Consider the following 17,390-nt stretch of genomic DNA (forward strand, 5'->3'; position numbering starts at 1 on the left):
TATCACAAAAGGAGGTTACTTAAATTGCCAATAGAAAAGATAACGATGCCTCAATTAGGTGAAAGTGTAACAGAAGGTACCATTAGCAAATGGTTAGTCTCCCCAGGGGACCACGTTAACAAATATGATCCAATCGCAGAAGTGATGACAGATAAAGTGAATGCAGAAGTACCTTCTTCGTTTACTGGGGTAATAAAAGAATTAATCGCCGGTGAAGGAGATACATTGGAAGTCGGTGAAGTTATTTGCATGATGGATGTAGAAGGCAGTGATGAAGCGCCAGCCGAAGACACAGACAAACCTACTGAGGATAGTGTTGATCATTCCTTACAAGATAAAAACGAAACTACTGTGATGAAAAACGACAAAGGAAAAGTTCGCTATTCTCCAGCCGTTCTTAAACTATCGCAGGAGCATGATATTGACCTTTCTTTAGTAAATGGCACTGGGAAAGAAGGAAGAATTACACGTAAGGATTTACTTAAAATTATTGAATCAGGTAATATCCCAACTGCAAAAACAATATCTGAGAAAGTGGTATCTGAAGTAAAGCAAAAGCAACCAGCTTCAACGCAAGCTGCTCCAGCAAAACCAGCTGCACAAGCAGTAAACATTCCTACATTGCCAGGTGATATTGAAATTCCAGTCAGTGGTGTAAGAAAAGCGATTGCAAGTAATATGCTAAGAAGCAAACATGAAGCACCACATGCTTGGACGATGATGGAAGTGGATGTAACGAATCTTGTTGAATATCGTGATTCGATTAAAGGTGATTTTAAAAAGCGAGAGGGCTTTAATATTACCTATTTTGCTTTCTTTGTAAAAGCAGTTGCACAAGCATTGAAAGAATTCCCACAAATTAATTCTATGTGGGCAGGCGACAAAATTATTCAAAAGAAGGATATCAATATATCAATCGCCGTTGCAACTGATGATGCCTTATTCGTACCTGTAATAAAAAATGCGGATGATAAGTCTGTTAAAGGAATTGCTCGTGACATTTTTGAACTTGCCAATAAAGTTCGTACAGGGTCATTGAAGGCAGATGAAATGCAAGGTGGCACTTTTACAGTAAATAATACGGGCTCGTTTGGTTCTGTTCAATCGATGGGTATTATTAACTATCCACAAGCTGCGATCCTTCAAGTAGAATCGATTGTCAAGCGTCCAGTAGTTATGAACAACGGAATGATTGCTGTTCGTGATATGGTGAATATATGTATGTCACTCGATCACCGTATACTCGATGGATTAATTTGTGGTCGATTCCTACAACGAGTTAAGCAAATACTTGAAAATATATCAAAAGAAACATCAGTCTATTAATCCAAGTGTCCCATAGGCATTGAATGCTTTTGGGACATTTTTTTATTTAAAGAAAGAGTGTTTTTTTGATGATTTCAAAATATCTCCCATCCAACCTTTCATTTTTAAATAAAAATAAAGGATAAGTGTAGTAACAGCAATCACTATAATCGAGTAAATATAGCCAAATTTTAAATCTAATTCCGGCATAAATTTAAAATTCATCCCCCAAAGAGCACCCCATGCAGCAATTGGGGTAAATAAAGTTGTTAATACGGTTAAGGTTTTCATTATTTCGTTTCCACGATGGGACGAAACCACTACTTCAAAGTCAACTAAAGCATCGATTTCTTGCTGGTATTCTTTTAATAAATGCAATGTCCTTTCAATTCTTTTGTTCGTTCGTTTACAAGCAATAAATGAAGTTAGTTCCTCACCAAATACTTCATCCATCCCTATTTGTATTTCTTTAATTGGAATCATTAAATTTTTCCAAATAAGAATTTCATGCCGTGCATGATGGATCCTTTCCAATATTTCAATATTATTTTTTTCTTTTATGTCCCAAAGTAGTTGATTAAGTCTTAACTCGAAGTCATCAATTTTTGCTAAATAATTTTTGATCATTTCCCCTACTAGAATAAAAAAACCTTCTATCGCTGTAGAGGTATGTTCCATTTCCATTAACATATCTGAGACAATTGTTTCGGGTAACTTTGAAAATTGTAAATCAACCGTGATAAAATAATCCTTCGTAATAAAAAAATGAAACAAATCATTTTCATTTTGTACTTTACTATTTTGCAGATATATAATCGACCCACTTAAATGCAAATATTCGGGATTACAAGTGGAAACTTCAAGGTAATTAGATTCGTTATTGTCGATTCGATTAATCCAATGATTACAAAACTGAGTATTGTCCACGAACTTTTTTATTTCAGATATATTATCACTTTCCATGCGAAACCATTTCCAGTTTGATGTCGAATATATTTTCTTCATCCATATATTCACCTCACAATGCTATATCTACTTAAATTTCCCTAAATAATTGAAATCAAAACAATTCCTAATCGTTTTTTTATAGTAAAAGATGGGTAGTAAAATGAAAACGATAGATTATGATGTGAGGGGATACATTTGGGTATATTTTTTATCTTCATCTATTTAACAATAGTTATGGTAGTAATAGAAATTAACGTTGTACTTTTTACATTAACAGGGCTAGATAGTAATATTTCTAGATTTCAAGTTATTTCTATGTTGACCGGCACCGGATTTACGACGAGTGAATCCGAATTAATCATTGAGCATCCACTTCGCAGAAAGCTAGGAGCTTTTTTAATTTTATTTGGTGCATTTTCATTAGCGGTTATCATTTCTGTTGTAAGCAGTATCCTTTCCGACGATTTTCGAACGAAGGAAATCTCCTATGCAGCCGTAGTTTTAATCGTTTTCTTTTATATTTTAAAAGTTCCTGCTCTCCAAAAAATACTTTCGAAGCATTTAAAGAAAAATATTAAACATATGTATCAAATTAATGAACTCCCGATAAAAGACGTATTGTTAAAAAATGAGGAAGATGCTTTTTTAGAAGTGAAATTGAATAAATCATCCCCATATCTCGCTCAAACTTGTGCTGAAGTAATGAACGATAGCGATGATTATATGTTAATTGTCATTAAAAGAGGAGAAGTTTTAATACGAAAAGATTGTATGAAAGAAAAGCTGCGTGCAGGGGATCACCTCTATTTATTTGGAAATAAAAAGGCTATTCAGTCAACCTTTCAAGAAGATTTATGTGACGAGTAATAAAGAAAACATAAACGAGAAATCATGTAAATCTAGATAGATTGTCATTTTTATATTAAAATAATAATAGTTAATTCCTAATATAAATTATTTTATAAAAATTGAAATCGGTTACACGGTCGATAGGGGGAAAAGTCATGGGTGAAAATGTAAAGGAATTAAAAAATCAAACGTTTCAAGTCTATTCGGTTATGGACTGGGAGGACGCAGCAAATCAAACATTAAAAAATAGAAATATAGATTCGCTATCCAGAAGCACATACGAAAATATTATGCTTAAACCTTTGTATACAAAGGAAGATATCGAGCATTTATCAATCGAGCAATACCCTCATTCTGGGTTAAATACAAGGGGATTTGACAAGTTCGGAAACAGTGCAAATAAGTGGAAAATCGCTCAAAAGCTTACAAAAAGAAAATGGGCAGAATTGCATCCCCTTTTGACAGATGTATTAAAACGAGGTCAGGAAGTATTATCTATAGATATAGATAAGCTAGATGACTTTGATCAAGTGAACCTAATGGATATAGAAGAACTTGATTTATCCCAAACTCCCATCTTTCTTCAAACAAAAGCTCATTTTAAGGGGATATTATCAAAATTAAGGGAAATTCCAAATAAAGAACAAATAAAAGGGGGATTTGGATCGGATATTATTTCAAATGGAATGGAAAATGGGGATATTCTGAATTCATTAGATAATGAAATGAATACTTGGTTGCAGCATGTTAAACTAGCAGATCAAGAATTTAATGCCCTGAAAACGGTTTTTATTGACACTACGCCTTATCATAATAGGGGAGCGAATGCAGTTCAGGAAATCGCGATTGCACTATCCGAAGCTGTTTATTATATCGAGCGGTTAAGGGAAGAAAATTGGGAACCAGGAAAGGCAGCAAGAAAACTACTATTTCATTTTTCAATTGGCGGTAATTTCTTTATGGAAATTGCTAAGTTACGAGCCTTTCGAAAACTTTGGTCGACGATAGGGAATGCATATGAGATTACATTGGACGAGCAAGCCGTACCGATAAGTGCTGAAACCTCCATGATGACAAAGTCGAAATTAGATTCTTATGTAAATTTACTTCGTGCAGGGAATGAAGCATTTTCGGCAATATTGGGAGGAGTCAATTTATTACATGTGTCCGCTTTTGATGAAATTTATGAGGAAACAAATGAATTTTCAGCAAGAATCTCTAGGAATATTCAGTTGCTTCTCAGGGAAGAAGCACATTTAAATAAAGTAAATGATCCGGTCGGTGGGTCTTACTATATTGAAACATTAACGAATGAATTAGCGAAGAAATCTTGGGAGCTTTTCCAATTGATTGATCGAAAGGGAGGTATCGTTGAAGTACTTAAAACTGGGTGGATTCAACAAGAAATTAAGAATATCTATGATAAGAGAATAATAGATATTGCTACAAGAAAGCAATCGCTTATTGGAACGAATGTATATGCAAACCTAGCAGAAGAAGTGCCGGGTGAGAATAAACGTCAATCAGTTAATATAAGTTCGAATAAATTATTACCTTCAGTAAGATTGGCAGAAGCTTTCGAAAATCTTAGAGATTATGCAAAAGAATTGGAGGAAACAGGTCGAGCTCCGGTAGCAGGCTTAATTTGCTTAGATAAATTAAAACACCATAAAGCAAGAGCGGATTTCGTAACAGGATTTTTAGCCACAGGGGGAATAAAATCGGTATGGAGTCCTGAGTGTTCAAAATTAGAGGATATAATAAAGTTTGTTGAAGAAACGAATTTTTCTTATTATTGCCTTTGCGGAAATGATGAATCCTATGAAGGGGTAGATGAGAAAATTATTGAATGGTTTCAAAGAAATACTTCACACTTTGTACTACATATTGCTGGTAAGATTTCGGATGAAAAATGGCCAAACATGAAAGCAAGCGGAATATCTGATTCAATATATATAAACCAAAATGCAATTGAAAAGCTAACATCATTATTATCGTTGTGGGAGGTGAAATAAATGAAAAATAAACCGAATTTTCAAATGATCCAACCTTGTGAAGACAGCACAAATCTTGAACAAGTAAGTAAAAATGATGAGTGCCAATCAAATTTGTTTGAAACAAATGAGAAAATTATGGTTAAACCACTTTATACAAAAAAGGATATCGAGTTGCTTGAACATCTGGATGATAAGCCAGGACTAGAGCCTTATACAAGAGGTCCTTACCCAACGATGTATGTTAATCGCCCATGGACAGTTAGGCAATATGCCGGGTTTTCAACAGCTGAGGAAAGTAATGCGTTCTATCGGAGAAATTTAGCGATGGGACAAAAAGGGCTATCAGTTGCTTTTGATTTGGCTACACATCGAGGATATGATTCAGATCATCCACGTGTCGTCGGTGATGTTGGGAAAGCGGGAGTGGCGATTGATTCAATTTTAGACATGAAAATATTATTTGAAGGAATTCCTTTAGATCAAATGTCCGTTTCCATGACAATGAATGGAGCAGTATTACCAATTCTAGCATTCTATATCGTTACTGCAGAGGAGCAAGGAGTTCCACCGGAAAAATTATCGGGAACGATTCAAAATGATATTTTAAAAGAATACATGGTTCGTAATACGTATATTTACCCACCGGAAATGTCAATGAAAATTATTGCTGATATATTTGAATATACATCCAAAAAGATGCCAAAATTTAACAGTATTTCAATCTCAGGTTATCATATGCAAGAAGCAGGTGCTCCAGCTGATCTCGAACTTGCTTATACATTGGCAGATGGTCTGGAGTATGTGCGTACAGGACTTAAAGCGGGGATAAATATCGATGCTTTTGCTCCAAGACTATCATTTTTCTGGGCAATAGGGATGAATTATTTTATGGAAGTGGCAAAAATGCGTGCTGCACGAAAGGTGTGGGCACAGTTGATGAAGCCATTTAACCCGCAAAACCCAAAATCACTTGCATTGCGAACGCATTCACAAACTTCTGGATGGAGTTTAACCGAACAAGATCCATTTAATAATGTAACAAGAACACTTATTGAGGCACACGCAGCTGCGATGGGGCACACGCAGTCATTACATACAAATGCCCTCGATGAAGCGATAGCTCTACCTACTGATTTCTCGGCAAGGATTGCTCGAAATACTCAGCTATACTTACAGGAGGAGACTGGAATTACAAATGTAATTGATCCTTGGGGAGGGTCCTATTATGTTGAATCTCTTACTAATGAATTAATGAAGAAAGCATGGGAACATATTGAAGAGATTGAAAGTTTAGGAGGAATGACAAAAGCGATTGAAACAGGCTTACCAAAGATGAGAATTGAGGAAGCTTCCGCTCGAAGACAAGCACATATTGATTCGGGAACAGAAACGATAATAGGTGTGAATCGTTATCGTCTAGAGAAGGAAGAACCATTAGATATATTAAATATTGATAATACCGTTGTTAGAAAGAAGCAAATTGAACGTTTGCAAAAGCTTAAAGCTTCTCGTAATGAGGAAGAAGTTCAAAGTAGGCTTCAGGAGATTACAACTGCAGCAAGAACAGGGAAGGGCAATCTATTAGAACTTGCTGTTTGTGCTGCTCGTGCAAGGGCATCATTAGGTGAGATATCAGATGCAATCGAAGCAGTTTCCGGAAGACATAAAGCAGTTATTCGCTCTGTGAGTGGTGTATACAGCTCTCATTTTTCAAATGATGAAGAAATAAAAGAAATACAAGAGATGGCAGAACAATTTATGGAAAACGAGGGAAGAAGACCGCGGATATTAATTGCGAAGATGGGACAGGATGGTCATGATCGCGGGGCAAAAATTATTGCTACTGCATTTGCAGATTTAGGCTTTGATGTTGATATCGGTCCTTTATTCCAAACACCAGATGAAACGGCTAAACAAGCTGCAGAGAATGATGTCCATGTCATTGGAGTGAGCTCTTTAGCTGCTGGACATAAAACATTATTGCCACAGCTAATTTCTGAACTGGAGAAAATCGGCAGAGGTGATATTGTAGTCGTGATTGGAGGCGTAATACCAGCCCAAGATTATGAATTTTTAAAAGAAAACGGTGCAGCTGCTATCTTCGGTCCCGGGACTGTTATTCCAATAGCTGCAGGTAAGGTGATTGAAGAAATATATCATCGTTTAGGCTATGAGGAAGTGAATGATTAAATGATGGATTCGAGGCGTCCAGAATGGTCCGATTCAAAGAATGATACATCATCTTATATACCAGGTATACCTTCCACACATGATGGAGTTCAAAAGTCGTCAAAAAAGTCATTTCAAAAGCGTAAAATTGATGAGACTTCAGTAGAGGTTTTAGTAAACAAGGTTCTTAATGGGGATCGAATGATGCTCGCAAAAGCAATTACACTAATTGAAAGTAATGCACCGCATCATTTTACTCTAGCACAACAAATGCTGGGGAAATTGCTTCCCCATACAGGTAAATCAATTCGTATCGGAATTACAGGTGTACCTGGAGCAGGAAAGAGTACCTTTATTGAACAATTTGGTTTACTATTATCTGAGCAAGGGCATCGTGTGGCGGTACTTGCGATTGATCCAAGTTCTACTATTAGTGGTGGAAGTATTTTAGGGGATAAAACGAGGATGGAGAAGCTCGTCCGGAATGAAAATGCGTTTATTAGGCCATCGCCATCATCAGGAACGTTAGGTGGGGTTCATCGGAAAACGAGGGAAACCATTTTAGCATGTGAAGCCGCGGGCTATGATATTATTATTGTTGAAACAGTTGGAGTAGGTCAAAGTGAAGTCATTGTTAGAGGGATGGTTGACTTTTTTATGCTCCTTACAATTACAGGTGCTGGTGACCAGTTACAAGGGATGAAAAAAGGGATTATGGAGTTAGCTGACGTAATTGTGGTGAACAAAGCCGATGGCGATAATAAGCCATTAGCGGAAAAAACACGTCGGGAATATAATCAGATTTTACATTTTTTAATGCCCCCAACAAAAGGTTGGGAAACAAAGGCATATACATCTTCATCTATTAATGGAGATGGAATTGAAGAAATTTGGGCTGTCATAACGAAATTTAAAGAGATTACGGAACATAGTGGTGTTTTTATAGAAAGAAGAAAAGGACAAGCGAAGGAATGGATGTCCTCACAAATAACCGAGCGACTCCATTATGCGTTTTATCAGCACCCGGAAATAAAAAAATTACTCCCTTATTTCCAAAATGCGGTCATTAACGGAGATACTACCGTTTCACTTGCTGTTGACACCTTATTTGACAATTATTTGAAGAAATAAATGTAAATCACCTATATTAAAAAAGGACAGCGATACTCGCTATCCAAAAACATCTAGGGAGTTTAGGGGTATGGATCTAGATGTATTATTAATATACCCGTTTTCGAAATACGTAAACTTATTTTTTATAAAGTTGCTATCAATTTAACTATTTTCCTACTGCGGGATTTGATTATTTGTATAATTAAAAGAAAACCTGCTATTATGGGAAGGTAGATATTGTATGGAGGGAAGCGATAATATGAGTATGGATTTTAATTTATTCATGAATGATGTAGTACGACAAGCTCGAGAAGAGGCGGCTGCATCTGGTTATAAAGAACTCAAAACAGTAGAAGAAGTAGACGAGGCATTGGCGAATAAAGGGACTACATTAGTGCTTGTGAATTCTGTATGCGGCTGTGCCGGTGGAATTGCGCGTCCTGCAGCCGCACATGCTATTCATCACGACAAGCGACCAGATCAATTAGTAACGGTATTTGCGGGGCAAGATAAGGAAGCAACAGCAAAAGCAAGAAGTTATTTTGAAGGCTACCCGCCTTCCTCACCATCATTTGCTTTATTAAAAGATGGCAAGCTGTTGACAATGGTTGAACGCCATGAAATCGAAGGCCATGACCCAATGTCAGTTGTTAATAAGCTCCAAGAATATTTTGATCAATATTGTGAAGAAATTTAATTGGCAAAAAATCCGGTTCATAACCGGATTTTTTTGTGACAATCTAAATATATACAAAAGAGTAAATAGCGGGAGTCAAATGAATGTTTAAAATCGGATATCGTACCATGAAAACTGCTATCGCTACACCAGTCGCCATCTATATTGCACAAGTTTTACACTTGCAAAATTATTTTTCTGCTGGAATATTAGCCATCCTTTGCATCCAAAGCACGAAGAAAAAATCGGTAAAAGCGGCATGGAGCAGATTTTCTGCATGTGTAATCGCGATGCTTTTATCAACTTTATTCTTCACCATACTTGGGCAGCATCCATTTGTAATTGGTCTGGTATTGCTTATATTTATTCCTGTCACGGTAATGTTTAAAATAAATGAAGGGGTTGTATCAAGTAGTGTCATTATCTTACATTTTCTTGCAGCCCCATTAATTGATACACATCTTTTTATCAATGAATTTGCGATTATCCTTATCGGAATTGGTGTTGCGTTAGCGATGAATTTATACATGCCAAGTCTTGACCGTCAATTATTAATATATCAGGAGAAAATCGAAGGGAATTTCCGATTAATCTTTGAAGAAATTATTCAATATTTGCGGACAAATAAAAATACATGGGATGGAAAAGAAATAACAGAAACCGCTGAAATTATAGAAAAGGCAAAAATTCTTGCTTTCCGTGATGTGGAAAATCGTTTTACTACTAACGAATCCTTTTATTATTCCTATTTTAAAATGCGAGAAAAGCAATTTGAGATTATCGAGAGGACGCTTCCTATTATCACATCAATTTCATCGATGGTAGAACAAAGAATGATGATGGCGGATTTTGTGGAGGATTTAAAGGAAAATATTAAACCGAAAAATACAGCTTTGGAGAGATTAAAAAAGCTTTACTCTATGCAAAAACAGATTCGACAAATGGATTTGCCAAATACGAGAGAAGAATTTGAAGCAAGAGCCACTCTATTTCAATTTATGCGAGAAATAGAGCAATACTTAATGATTAAAAGCAATTTTAAAGTGGATAAAAATGAACAAAAAAAGTCCCTAGCTAACATTAAAATGTACCCTATAGAGTAGACACATAAAAAAGTCTACCTATAGGGTGCTTTTTTGTATAATTAATAAATACAACTAGAGAATTAACTTGGAGACGGGGAAATTATGAGTAAAAAGACTTTCACGGAGAAAGAGATCAAGCAGCTAAAAACCAATAAATACGTTAAATCTGTAAGTTCAAAGGGGATCACTTATACAGATGAATTTAAGCATATTTTTATTGAAGGAAAAGAGAAAGGAAAATTTGCTAGAGAAATATTTGAACAATGCGGTTTTGATGTAGAAATTTTGGGGACGAATAGAGTTAAGTCGGCGAGTAAAAGATGGCAGAAAGCCTACAAGGAGAATGGGATTATTGGTTTGCGCGACACTAGGGCAGAAAACTCAGGGCGGTTACTGAAAAGTGAACTTACCCTAGAGGAGAAAAATGCTCGCTTAGAAGCACAAATTAACTTACTGAAGGCGGAAAATGAACTATTAAAAAAGATACGATTTGCAGAAAGGGGGATGAGGAAATAGAACTTCCCCCTAGCCAAAAGTATGTCCTCATTCATGCGGTGATTGAAAAATACCATTTAAAACATATGGTGAAATATCTATGTGAAATCGCTGGAGTTTCAAGAAGTGGGTACTATAATTACTTCTCGATAAGGTCACAAGAACAAAGAAAACAAAAAGATGAAAAGGATGAGGTTGTAAAGGAGATAATTTTAAAAGCCTTTAATTTTAAAGGCCGTAAGAAAGGGGCACGTCAAATCAAAATGACCTTGGCGGGTCAATTTAATGTTGTCTACAATTTGAAACGTATTAGACGAATTATGAAGAAATACGGTATTCTTTGCCCCATCAGAAAGGCAAATCCGTATAGACGAATGATGAAGGCTACCAAAGAACATAGAGTGGTGCCAAACCTTTTAAACCGGGAATTTAAGCAAGGTATCCCATTCAAAGTTCTTCTAACTGATATTACTTATTTATTTTACGGTAATGGCAAAAGAGCTTATTTATCAACCATAAAGGATGGATCAACGGGTGAATTATTAGCCCATCATATGTCGGAACGGATGACTATTGATTTAGCCACAGACACCCTTAAAAAGCTAGAGAAGAACAGAAACTTTAAGAAATCGAAAGATGCCCTAATTCACTCAGACCAAGGAGTACATTATACTCATCCGGTATTTCAAAAAGCAGTAAAGAAACTAGGTCTACGCCAATCTATGTCAAGAAGAGGAAACTGTTGGGACAACGCTCCTCAAGAATCTTTCTTTGGCCATCTTAAAGATGAAGCCTCTATTAAAGCATGTACAACTTTTGATGAAATAAGAAAAGAAATAAAACAATACATGATTTATTACAATCACTATAGATATCAATGGAATTTAAAAAAGATGACCCCTGTTCAATACAGAGATCATCTTCTTAAAACTGCCTAGGTCTTTTTTAAAATGTCCTTTACAAAGGGTACACTTTACATTAACTAGGGACGTTTTTTTATAATAACCATGCTAGTCCAGCAAGTACGGTTGAAGCAAGCATTGCAAATAACATCAAATAAACAACAATCTTTTGTGCCTTTTTTGACATAATCATCTTCACTCCTTGTAACCCTTATTACTATTCTATTAATTTATAGACGAGAAGACAACCATTATACCTAATTAAATAAGGCATTTTTATTAATTATTGCAGGATTTTCGACACTTTATGTATAAGTATATAATGGTACAACTTGGGGAGGGATTAAGAAATGAAAAAGGTTGACCACATAGGGATTGCCGTTCATTCAATTAATGAAGTATTGCCGTTTTTTACGGAAACGCTTCCATTTCGTTGTTTACATATTGAAGAGGTTCCATCAGAAAGTATTCGCGTTGCCTTTATTGATGCAGGAAATGTGAAATTAGAATTACTGGAGCCAATTGATGAATCAAGTACGATTGCAAAGTTTTTAGATAAACGTGGACAAGGGATCCATCATGTCGCATTTACTGTAGACGATATTCAAACGCGGATAAGAGAGCTTAAAGACAAAGGTGTGAAAATGATACAAGACACCCCAAAACAAGGGGCTGGCGGTGCTCAAGTCGCATTTCTTCATCCGAAATCAGGACATGGTGTTTTATATGAACTATGTGAGAAGAACCAGAAGTAGTTATTTGATTTGATTACTTTACATCAAGGAGAGATCAAAGTGACAGATATATATGAAAAAATTAATGAATTATATGACAGGAAACGAGAAATTGAGCTCGGTGGCGGAGATGAAAAAATTGATAAACAGCATCAAAAAGGTAAATTAACAGCACGAGAAAGAATTGATCTATTGGTTGATCCGGGTTCTTTTGTGGAATTGCAGCCATTTATTGAGCATCGCAGTCATGATTTTGGTTTAGATGAGGTTAAAGGGCCTGGTGATGGTGTGGTCACTGGATACGCAAAAGTAAATGGTCGACCTATTTATTTATTTTCACAAGACTTTACTGTATTTGGCGGTGCACTTGGCGAGATGCATGCAGAGAAAATTGCAAATGTAATGGATTTAGCAGCAAAAAACGGTGCACCATTTATTGGCCTAAATGATTCCGGCGGAGCAAGAATCCAGGAAGGTGTCGTATCATTGGATGGGTACGGACATGTTTTTTATCGAAATGCGATATACTCCGGTGTCATTCCACAAATATCCGTTATTATGGGACCTTGTGCCGGTGGGGCCGTCTATTCTCCAGCTATTACAGATTTTGTCTTTATGGTTGATGAATCAAGTCAAATGTTTATTACCGGTCCAAAAGTGATTGAGACTGTGACTGGTGAAAAGATCTCTTCAGAAGATTTAGGCGGCTCAAAAGTTCATAATACAATCAGTGGAAATGCTCATTTTCGTGGTAACAATGAAGAAGAAACATTAGAAATGGTACGTACACTTTTAACTTATTTGCCACAGAATAATGAAGAAAAAGCACCTAAACTAGAAGTTGATGAATCGGATCATTATCGACCACATTTAACAGATATCATTCCATTTGATGCAATCCGACCTTATGATATTAGAAAGGTTATTGATCAAGTGGTCGATGAAGGATCATTTTTTGAAGTCCAAAAAGAATTTGCGAAAAATATTGTCGTTGGATTTGCTCGGTTAAATGGGGAATCAGTTGGACTTGTTTGTAATCAACCGAAGTTTATGGCTGGTGGGCTAGATATTGATTCATCAGATAAAGCAGCCCGCTTTATCCGATTCTGTGATTCCTTTAATATACCAATTATTACTTTTGAGGATGTAACCGGCTTTTTTCCTGGAATTAAACAAGAGCATGGTGGAATTATTCGTCATGGTGCAAAAATCTTATATGCATATTCTGAAGCAACCGTTCCGAAAATAACCGTTATTCTTAGAAAAGCTTTTGGTGGAGCGTATGTCGCCTTAAATAGTAAATCGATTGGTGCTGATTTAGTATACGCATGGCCTAATGCGGAGATTGCCGTAATGGGACCTGAAGGTGCGGCAAATATTATTTTTGCTAAGGAAATTCAAAATAGTCCAAATCCGGAAGAAACGAGAAAACAAAAAATTGACGAATATCGAGAAAAATTTGCAAATCCATATGTTGCTGCCTCAAGAGGAATGGTAGACGATGTCATTGATCCAAGGGAAACAAGAATTAAATTAATTCAAGCATTAGATATGATGCGTCATAAAAAAGAGGAAAGACCTAACAAAAAACACGGAAATATTCCACTATAATTGTCCGTATTAAAAAATAGGGATATACTTATAGGGAAGCGTACATATTTTTTATTGGAGGTCTTTATAGATGGCTAATCAAGAACGTTTACTTAATGAGTTTTTAGAATTAGTTCAAATTGATTCAGAAACAAAAAATGAAGGAAATATTTCTAAAGTTTTAAAGAAAAAATTTGAAGATTTAGGCGTAGAAGTGTTTGAAGATGATACAATGTCCCAAACAGGTCACGGTGCAGGAAATTTAATTTGTACATTACAAGGAACAAAGCAAGGTGCCGATACAATTTACTTTACTTCGCATATGGATACGGTAGTTCCGGGAAACGGTGTTAAACCGTCTATTAAAGATGGGTATGTCGTTACTGATGGAACGACAATTCTTGGTGCGGATGACAAAGCAGGACTTGCTGCCATGTTCGAAGCGTTACGTGTATTAAAAGAGGAAAACATTGAACACGGTACAATCCAGTTCATTATAACAGTCGGAGAAGAGTCTGGTCTTGTTGGGGCAAAAGTGTTAGATCCGTCATTGTTGAAAGCTAAATATGGTTTTGCTTTAGATAGCGATGGGAAAGTGGGAAATATCGTTGTTGCTGCACCAACACAGGCAAAAGTAAAAGCAATTATTCATGGGAAAACAGCTCATGCAGGCGTGGCACCGGAAAAAGGTGTTTCAGCTATTTCTATCGCTGCAAAAGCAGTTTCTAGAATGCCGCTTGGTCGAATTGATGAAGAAACGACCGCAAATATCGGAAGATTCGAAGGTGGCCAAGCAACGAATATTGTTTGTGATCGTGTGGATATATTGGCCGAAGCTCGTTCGTTGGTCCCTGATAAAATGGAGAAACAAGTTGCCAAAATGAAAGAAGCATTCGAACAAGCCGCTGTTGAAATGGGCGGTAAGGCAGATGTAGAAGTTCAGGTTATGTATCCAGGATTTAAATTCGCTGATGGCGACCAAGTCGTTGAAATCGCGAAAAAAGCTGCAGCTAAAATAGGCAGAGACTGCAAGCTTGAGCAAAGTGGTGGAGGCAGTGATGCGAACGTGATCGCTGGCTTTGGTATTCCTACCGTCAATTTAGCAGTTGGTTACGAAGAAATTCATACGACAAACGAACGTATGCCTGTTGAGGAACTTGTTAAATTGACAGAAATGGTGGTTGCCATTGTTCAAGAAGTTGCAAATGCATAATTAATAAGAGGAAGCTAGACCATGTAAAATGGTCTAGTTTCTAAATTGACAGTGGAGGATATGGGTGTGGTTGTAAATGAAAAAGCAATTATCTTTCAAATTGGTAACGAAGAATACGGTATATCTGTTGACTATGTCATTTCAATAGAAAAATTCGAAAATATTACACCGATTCCGAATCTACCCGCATTTGTTAGGGGAATAGTGAAGTCAAGAGGAGAACTGATTCCGGTTATCGATTTCGAACATGTATTATACGGTCATCTCCTGCAACATAATGAACAATCACGATTAATTGTATTAAATACGGAAGAATTATCTATCGGCTTATTAGTAAAAGAAGCAAAAGAAATACTAGATATTCCAAATGACGCATTAACACAAATCGGATTGGTCGCTTATCAAAAAACGAAATATATGAGTAGTGTAGCAAATTTAGAATCTCGTCTAATTACGATGATTGACCCTAATCTTTTAGTACATTCACTAGAAGGTATTAAGGATATACTCGAATATATGCAACAACAGCAAGTCAACTAAATGCATGTGCAAACATGCATTTTTGCTTGTTCCAATTTAATATGAATGGAAAAAGCTACCTTCTTTAAAAAAGGAAATGATTTAGGTGAAACAATATTATCCAAAAAACGGACGTGTCATTTTACATGTTGATATGAATAGCTTTTTTGCCTCTGTTGAAATGGCCTACGATGCTTCACTAAAGGGGAAGCCGATTGCTGTAGCTGGAAATCCAGAGGAGAGAAAAGGAATTGTTGTTACATGCAGTTATGAAGCACGTAAATTTGGTGTAAAAACAACGATGACTGTTTGGGAAGCAAAAAAACGATGCCCGCAATTAATTATATTGAGACCTAATTTTATCAGATACAGAGAAGCATCTGAAGCCATGTTTCACATTTTGCGTCAATATTCTGAGCTTGTTGAACCGGTATCTATTGATGAAGGGTATATTGATATTACAGAAAGTTATGATTTAGGAACCCCTTATGAAATAGCTATAATGATCCAGCGACAATTGGTGAATGAATTAGATTTGCCCTGCAGTATCGGTATAGCACCGAATAAATTTTTGGCTAAAATGGCCTCAGATATGAAAAAACCAATGGGAATTACCATTTTGAGAAAACGTGACATCCCCGAAAAAATTTGGCCGCTTCCCTTAATCGAAATGCATGGCATTGGCAAAAAGACTGCGGACAAACTAGTTGATGCAGGGATACAAACAATTAAAGATCTAGCTAATACAAATGTTTTGCAGCTTGAAAAATTACTAGGGATCAGAGGGGTGAAATTAAAAGAAAAGGCGAATGGTATTGATTTACGAGTAGTTGATCCAAATGCCGCGAATGATTATAAAAGTGTAGGAAGTTCTACAACTTTACCAAAGGATTCAACCAATCAACAAGAATTATTAAAGGTATTAGGTCGTCTATCTTCGGAAACGGCTGAGCGTATGAAAAAGAAGGGCTACTTAACAAATAATGTTTCGATTACGATTAAATATAAAAATCGCAGCACTATAACGAGGAGCCGAAAGCTAAACAATCCGATTGTTCAGCAGAAAGATATATATAGCGCCGCGAAGATGTTGTTCCTTAAACATTGGAATGGAAACCCTGTTCGATTACTAGGAGTAACTGGACAAGATTTAGTAGAACAACAAGATGCCGTTGAACAATTAAACTTATTTTCGTATGAAAAAGTAGCTATGAAAGAACCATTGTATCAAGCGATTGACAAAATACGTGAGAAATACGGCGAAAAGGCTGTGCAAAAAGGGGTGAATAAAAATAAGAATTAAGAATTACTTTTTTTTAATAAACACCCCTTTTAAGGAGGACCAAAGCCCTTCTTTTTTTATTGTCTCTTTTTCTTGATGAGTTTTTTCAGTTTCTTTTGTTATATAGATATTTTCCTTATTAATCGCATAATCAAGTGCTAGTACTAAACCAATTGGGGTATTGGAATCTTTATTTGTAACAATGGAATATGGGTGATTATGTTTTTTTGCCAATTGAATATATTTTGTTAAAAAAGTGTAAGTTAAATCGCCATTTAATAAGACCTTTGCCTTTGGATTCTTTTTCATTAAATCCTCTACTTCAGAATATATTTGACTTTCCATTACTTGACTTTTTTCTAAAGCGATTACGACACGTTCTCGAAACGTTCCAAGATATTTTCTTTTTTCATCCGGTTTTAATTGTTTTTCGCCATACATTCCTTTTTGTAAATAATCCTCCAAATTTGGTTGTTGTGGCATCTTTTTAACCTCCTCTAAAAAAAATATACC

General features: G+C 36.1%; 16 protein-coding genes. 13 read left to right on the forward strand and 3 right to left on the reverse strand.

Annotated elements, in window-relative coordinates; translation table 11 throughout:
• Nucleotides 1–24 precede the first annotated feature (24 nt).
• Nucleotides 25–1,326, forward strand: coding sequence for a dihydrolipoamide acetyltransferase family protein (locus I5776_RS08525; protein ID WP_202780195.1), 1,302 nt, complete (start codon nt 25–27; stop codon nt 1,324–1,326).
• Nucleotides 1,327–1,368: 42 nt separating this feature from the next.
• Here I5776_RS08525 and I5776_RS08530 read toward each other — a convergent pair whose 3' ends face one another.
• Nucleotides 1,369–2,310 (reverse strand): magnesium transporter CorA family protein, encoded by a 942-nt coding sequence (locus tag I5776_RS08530; RefSeq protein ID WP_202780196.1) that lies wholly within the window; start codon nt 2,308–2,310, stop codon nt 1,369–1,371.
• Between the two features lie 138 nt (nt 2,311–2,448).
• On the opposite strand from I5776_RS08530, the gene I5776_RS08535 reads away from it, so the two are divergent.
• The 7 genes from I5776_RS08535 to I5776_RS08565 all read left to right on the forward strand — a co-directional run bounded on the left by I5776_RS08535 (nt 2,449) and on the right by I5776_RS08565 (nt 11,575).
• The gene (locus I5776_RS08535; RefSeq protein ID WP_202780197.1) at nt 2,449–3,120 is read left to right on the forward strand and encodes a TrkA C-terminal domain-containing protein; all 672 of its coding nucleotides are present in this window, start codon (nt 2,449–2,451) and stop codon (nt 3,118–3,120) included.
• A gap of 137 nt (nt 3,121–3,257) precedes the next feature.
• On the forward strand, nt 3,258–5,117 hold the full coding sequence (locus tag I5776_RS08540; RefSeq protein WP_202780198.1) for a methylmalonyl-CoA mutase family protein: 1,860 nt from the start codon (nt 3,258–3,260) through the stop codon (nt 5,115–5,117).
• Nucleotides 5,118–7,289, forward strand: a complete 2,172-nt coding sequence (scpA, locus tag I5776_RS08545; RefSeq protein WP_202780199.1) for a methylmalonyl-CoA mutase — start codon at nt 5,118–5,120, stop codon at nt 7,287–7,289.
• Nucleotides 7,290–8,399 (forward strand): methylmalonyl Co-A mutase-associated GTPase MeaB, encoded by a 1,110-nt coding sequence (meaB, locus tag I5776_RS08550; protein ID WP_202780200.1) that lies wholly within the window; start codon nt 7,290–7,292, stop codon nt 8,397–8,399.
• A 241-nt stretch (nt 8,400–8,640) separates the two neighbouring features.
• Nucleotides 8,641–9,078 carry a BrxA/BrxB family bacilliredoxin gene (locus tag I5776_RS08555; RefSeq protein WP_202780201.1) on the forward strand — a complete coding sequence of 146 codons (438 nt, stop codon included), beginning with the start codon at nt 8,641–8,643 and terminating at the stop codon, nt 9,076–9,078.
• 83 nt (nt 9,079–9,161) lie between these two features.
• Entirely contained in the window at nt 9,162–10,160 is a 999-nt protein-coding gene (locus I5776_RS08560; protein ID WP_202780202.1) for an aromatic acid exporter family protein, read from the forward strand.
• Nucleotides 10,161–10,244: 84 nt separating this feature from the next.
• Nucleotides 10,245–11,575 (forward strand): IS3 family transposase gene (locus tag I5776_RS08565; RefSeq protein ID WP_246483954.1). Its coding sequence is split into 2 segments (ribosomal slippage): nt 10,245–10,617 and nt 10,617–11,575, totalling 1,332 coding nucleotides; the frame shifts between segments, so codons are not numbered across the junction.
• Nucleotides 11,576–11,633: 58 nt separating this feature from the next.
• Here I5776_RS08565 and prli42 read toward each other — a convergent pair.
• Nucleotides 11,634–11,726 carry a stressosome-associated protein Prli42 gene (gene prli42, locus I5776_RS08570; protein ID WP_343066447.1) on the reverse strand — a complete coding sequence of 31 codons (93 nt, stop codon included), beginning with the start codon at nt 11,724–11,726 and terminating at the stop codon, nt 11,634–11,636.
• Nucleotides 11,727–11,889: 163 nt separating this feature from the next.
• On the opposite strand from prli42, the gene mce reads away from it, so the two are divergent.
• The 5 genes from mce to I5776_RS08595 all read left to right on the forward strand — a co-directional run bounded on the left by mce (nt 11,890) and on the right by I5776_RS08595 (nt 16,898).
• Nucleotides 11,890–12,294, forward strand: coding sequence for a methylmalonyl-CoA epimerase (mce, locus tag I5776_RS08575; RefSeq protein WP_202780203.1), 405 nt, complete (start codon nt 11,890–11,892; stop codon nt 12,292–12,294).
• Between the two features lie 39 nt (nt 12,295–12,333).
• Nucleotides 12,334–13,884 carry an acyl-CoA carboxylase subunit beta gene (locus tag I5776_RS08580; protein ID WP_202780204.1) on the forward strand — a complete coding sequence of 517 codons (1,551 nt, stop codon included), beginning with the start codon at nt 12,334–12,336 and terminating at the stop codon, nt 13,882–13,884.
• Nucleotides 13,885–13,954: 70 nt separating this feature from the next.
• Entirely contained in the window at nt 13,955–15,076 is a 1,122-nt protein-coding gene (locus I5776_RS08585; protein WP_202780205.1) for a tripeptidase T, read from the forward strand.
• 66 nt (nt 15,077–15,142) lie between these two features.
• The gene (locus I5776_RS08590) at nt 15,143–15,616 is read left to right on the forward strand and encodes a chemotaxis protein CheW (RefSeq protein WP_425490364.1); all 474 of its coding nucleotides are present in this window, start codon (nt 15,143–15,145) and stop codon (nt 15,614–15,616) included.
• An 85-nt stretch (nt 15,617–15,701) separates the two neighbouring features.
• Entirely contained in the window at nt 15,702–16,898 is a 1,197-nt protein-coding gene (locus I5776_RS08595; protein WP_202780206.1) for a DNA polymerase IV, read from the forward strand.
• Between the two features lie 3 nt (nt 16,899–16,901).
• Here the strand turns inward: I5776_RS08595 and I5776_RS08600 are convergent, their stop codons facing one another.
• Nucleotides 16,902–17,360 (reverse strand): YueI family protein, encoded by a 459-nt coding sequence (locus I5776_RS08600; RefSeq protein WP_202780207.1) that lies wholly within the window; start codon nt 17,358–17,360, stop codon nt 16,902–16,904.
• Between the last annotated feature and the right edge of the window lie 30 nt (nt 17,361–17,390).

Origin of the sequence: Heyndrickxia vini (assembly GCF_016772275.1) — a bacterium.
Classification (GTDB): domain Bacteria; phylum Bacillota; class Bacilli; order Bacillales; family Bacillaceae_C; genus Heyndrickxia; species Heyndrickxia vini.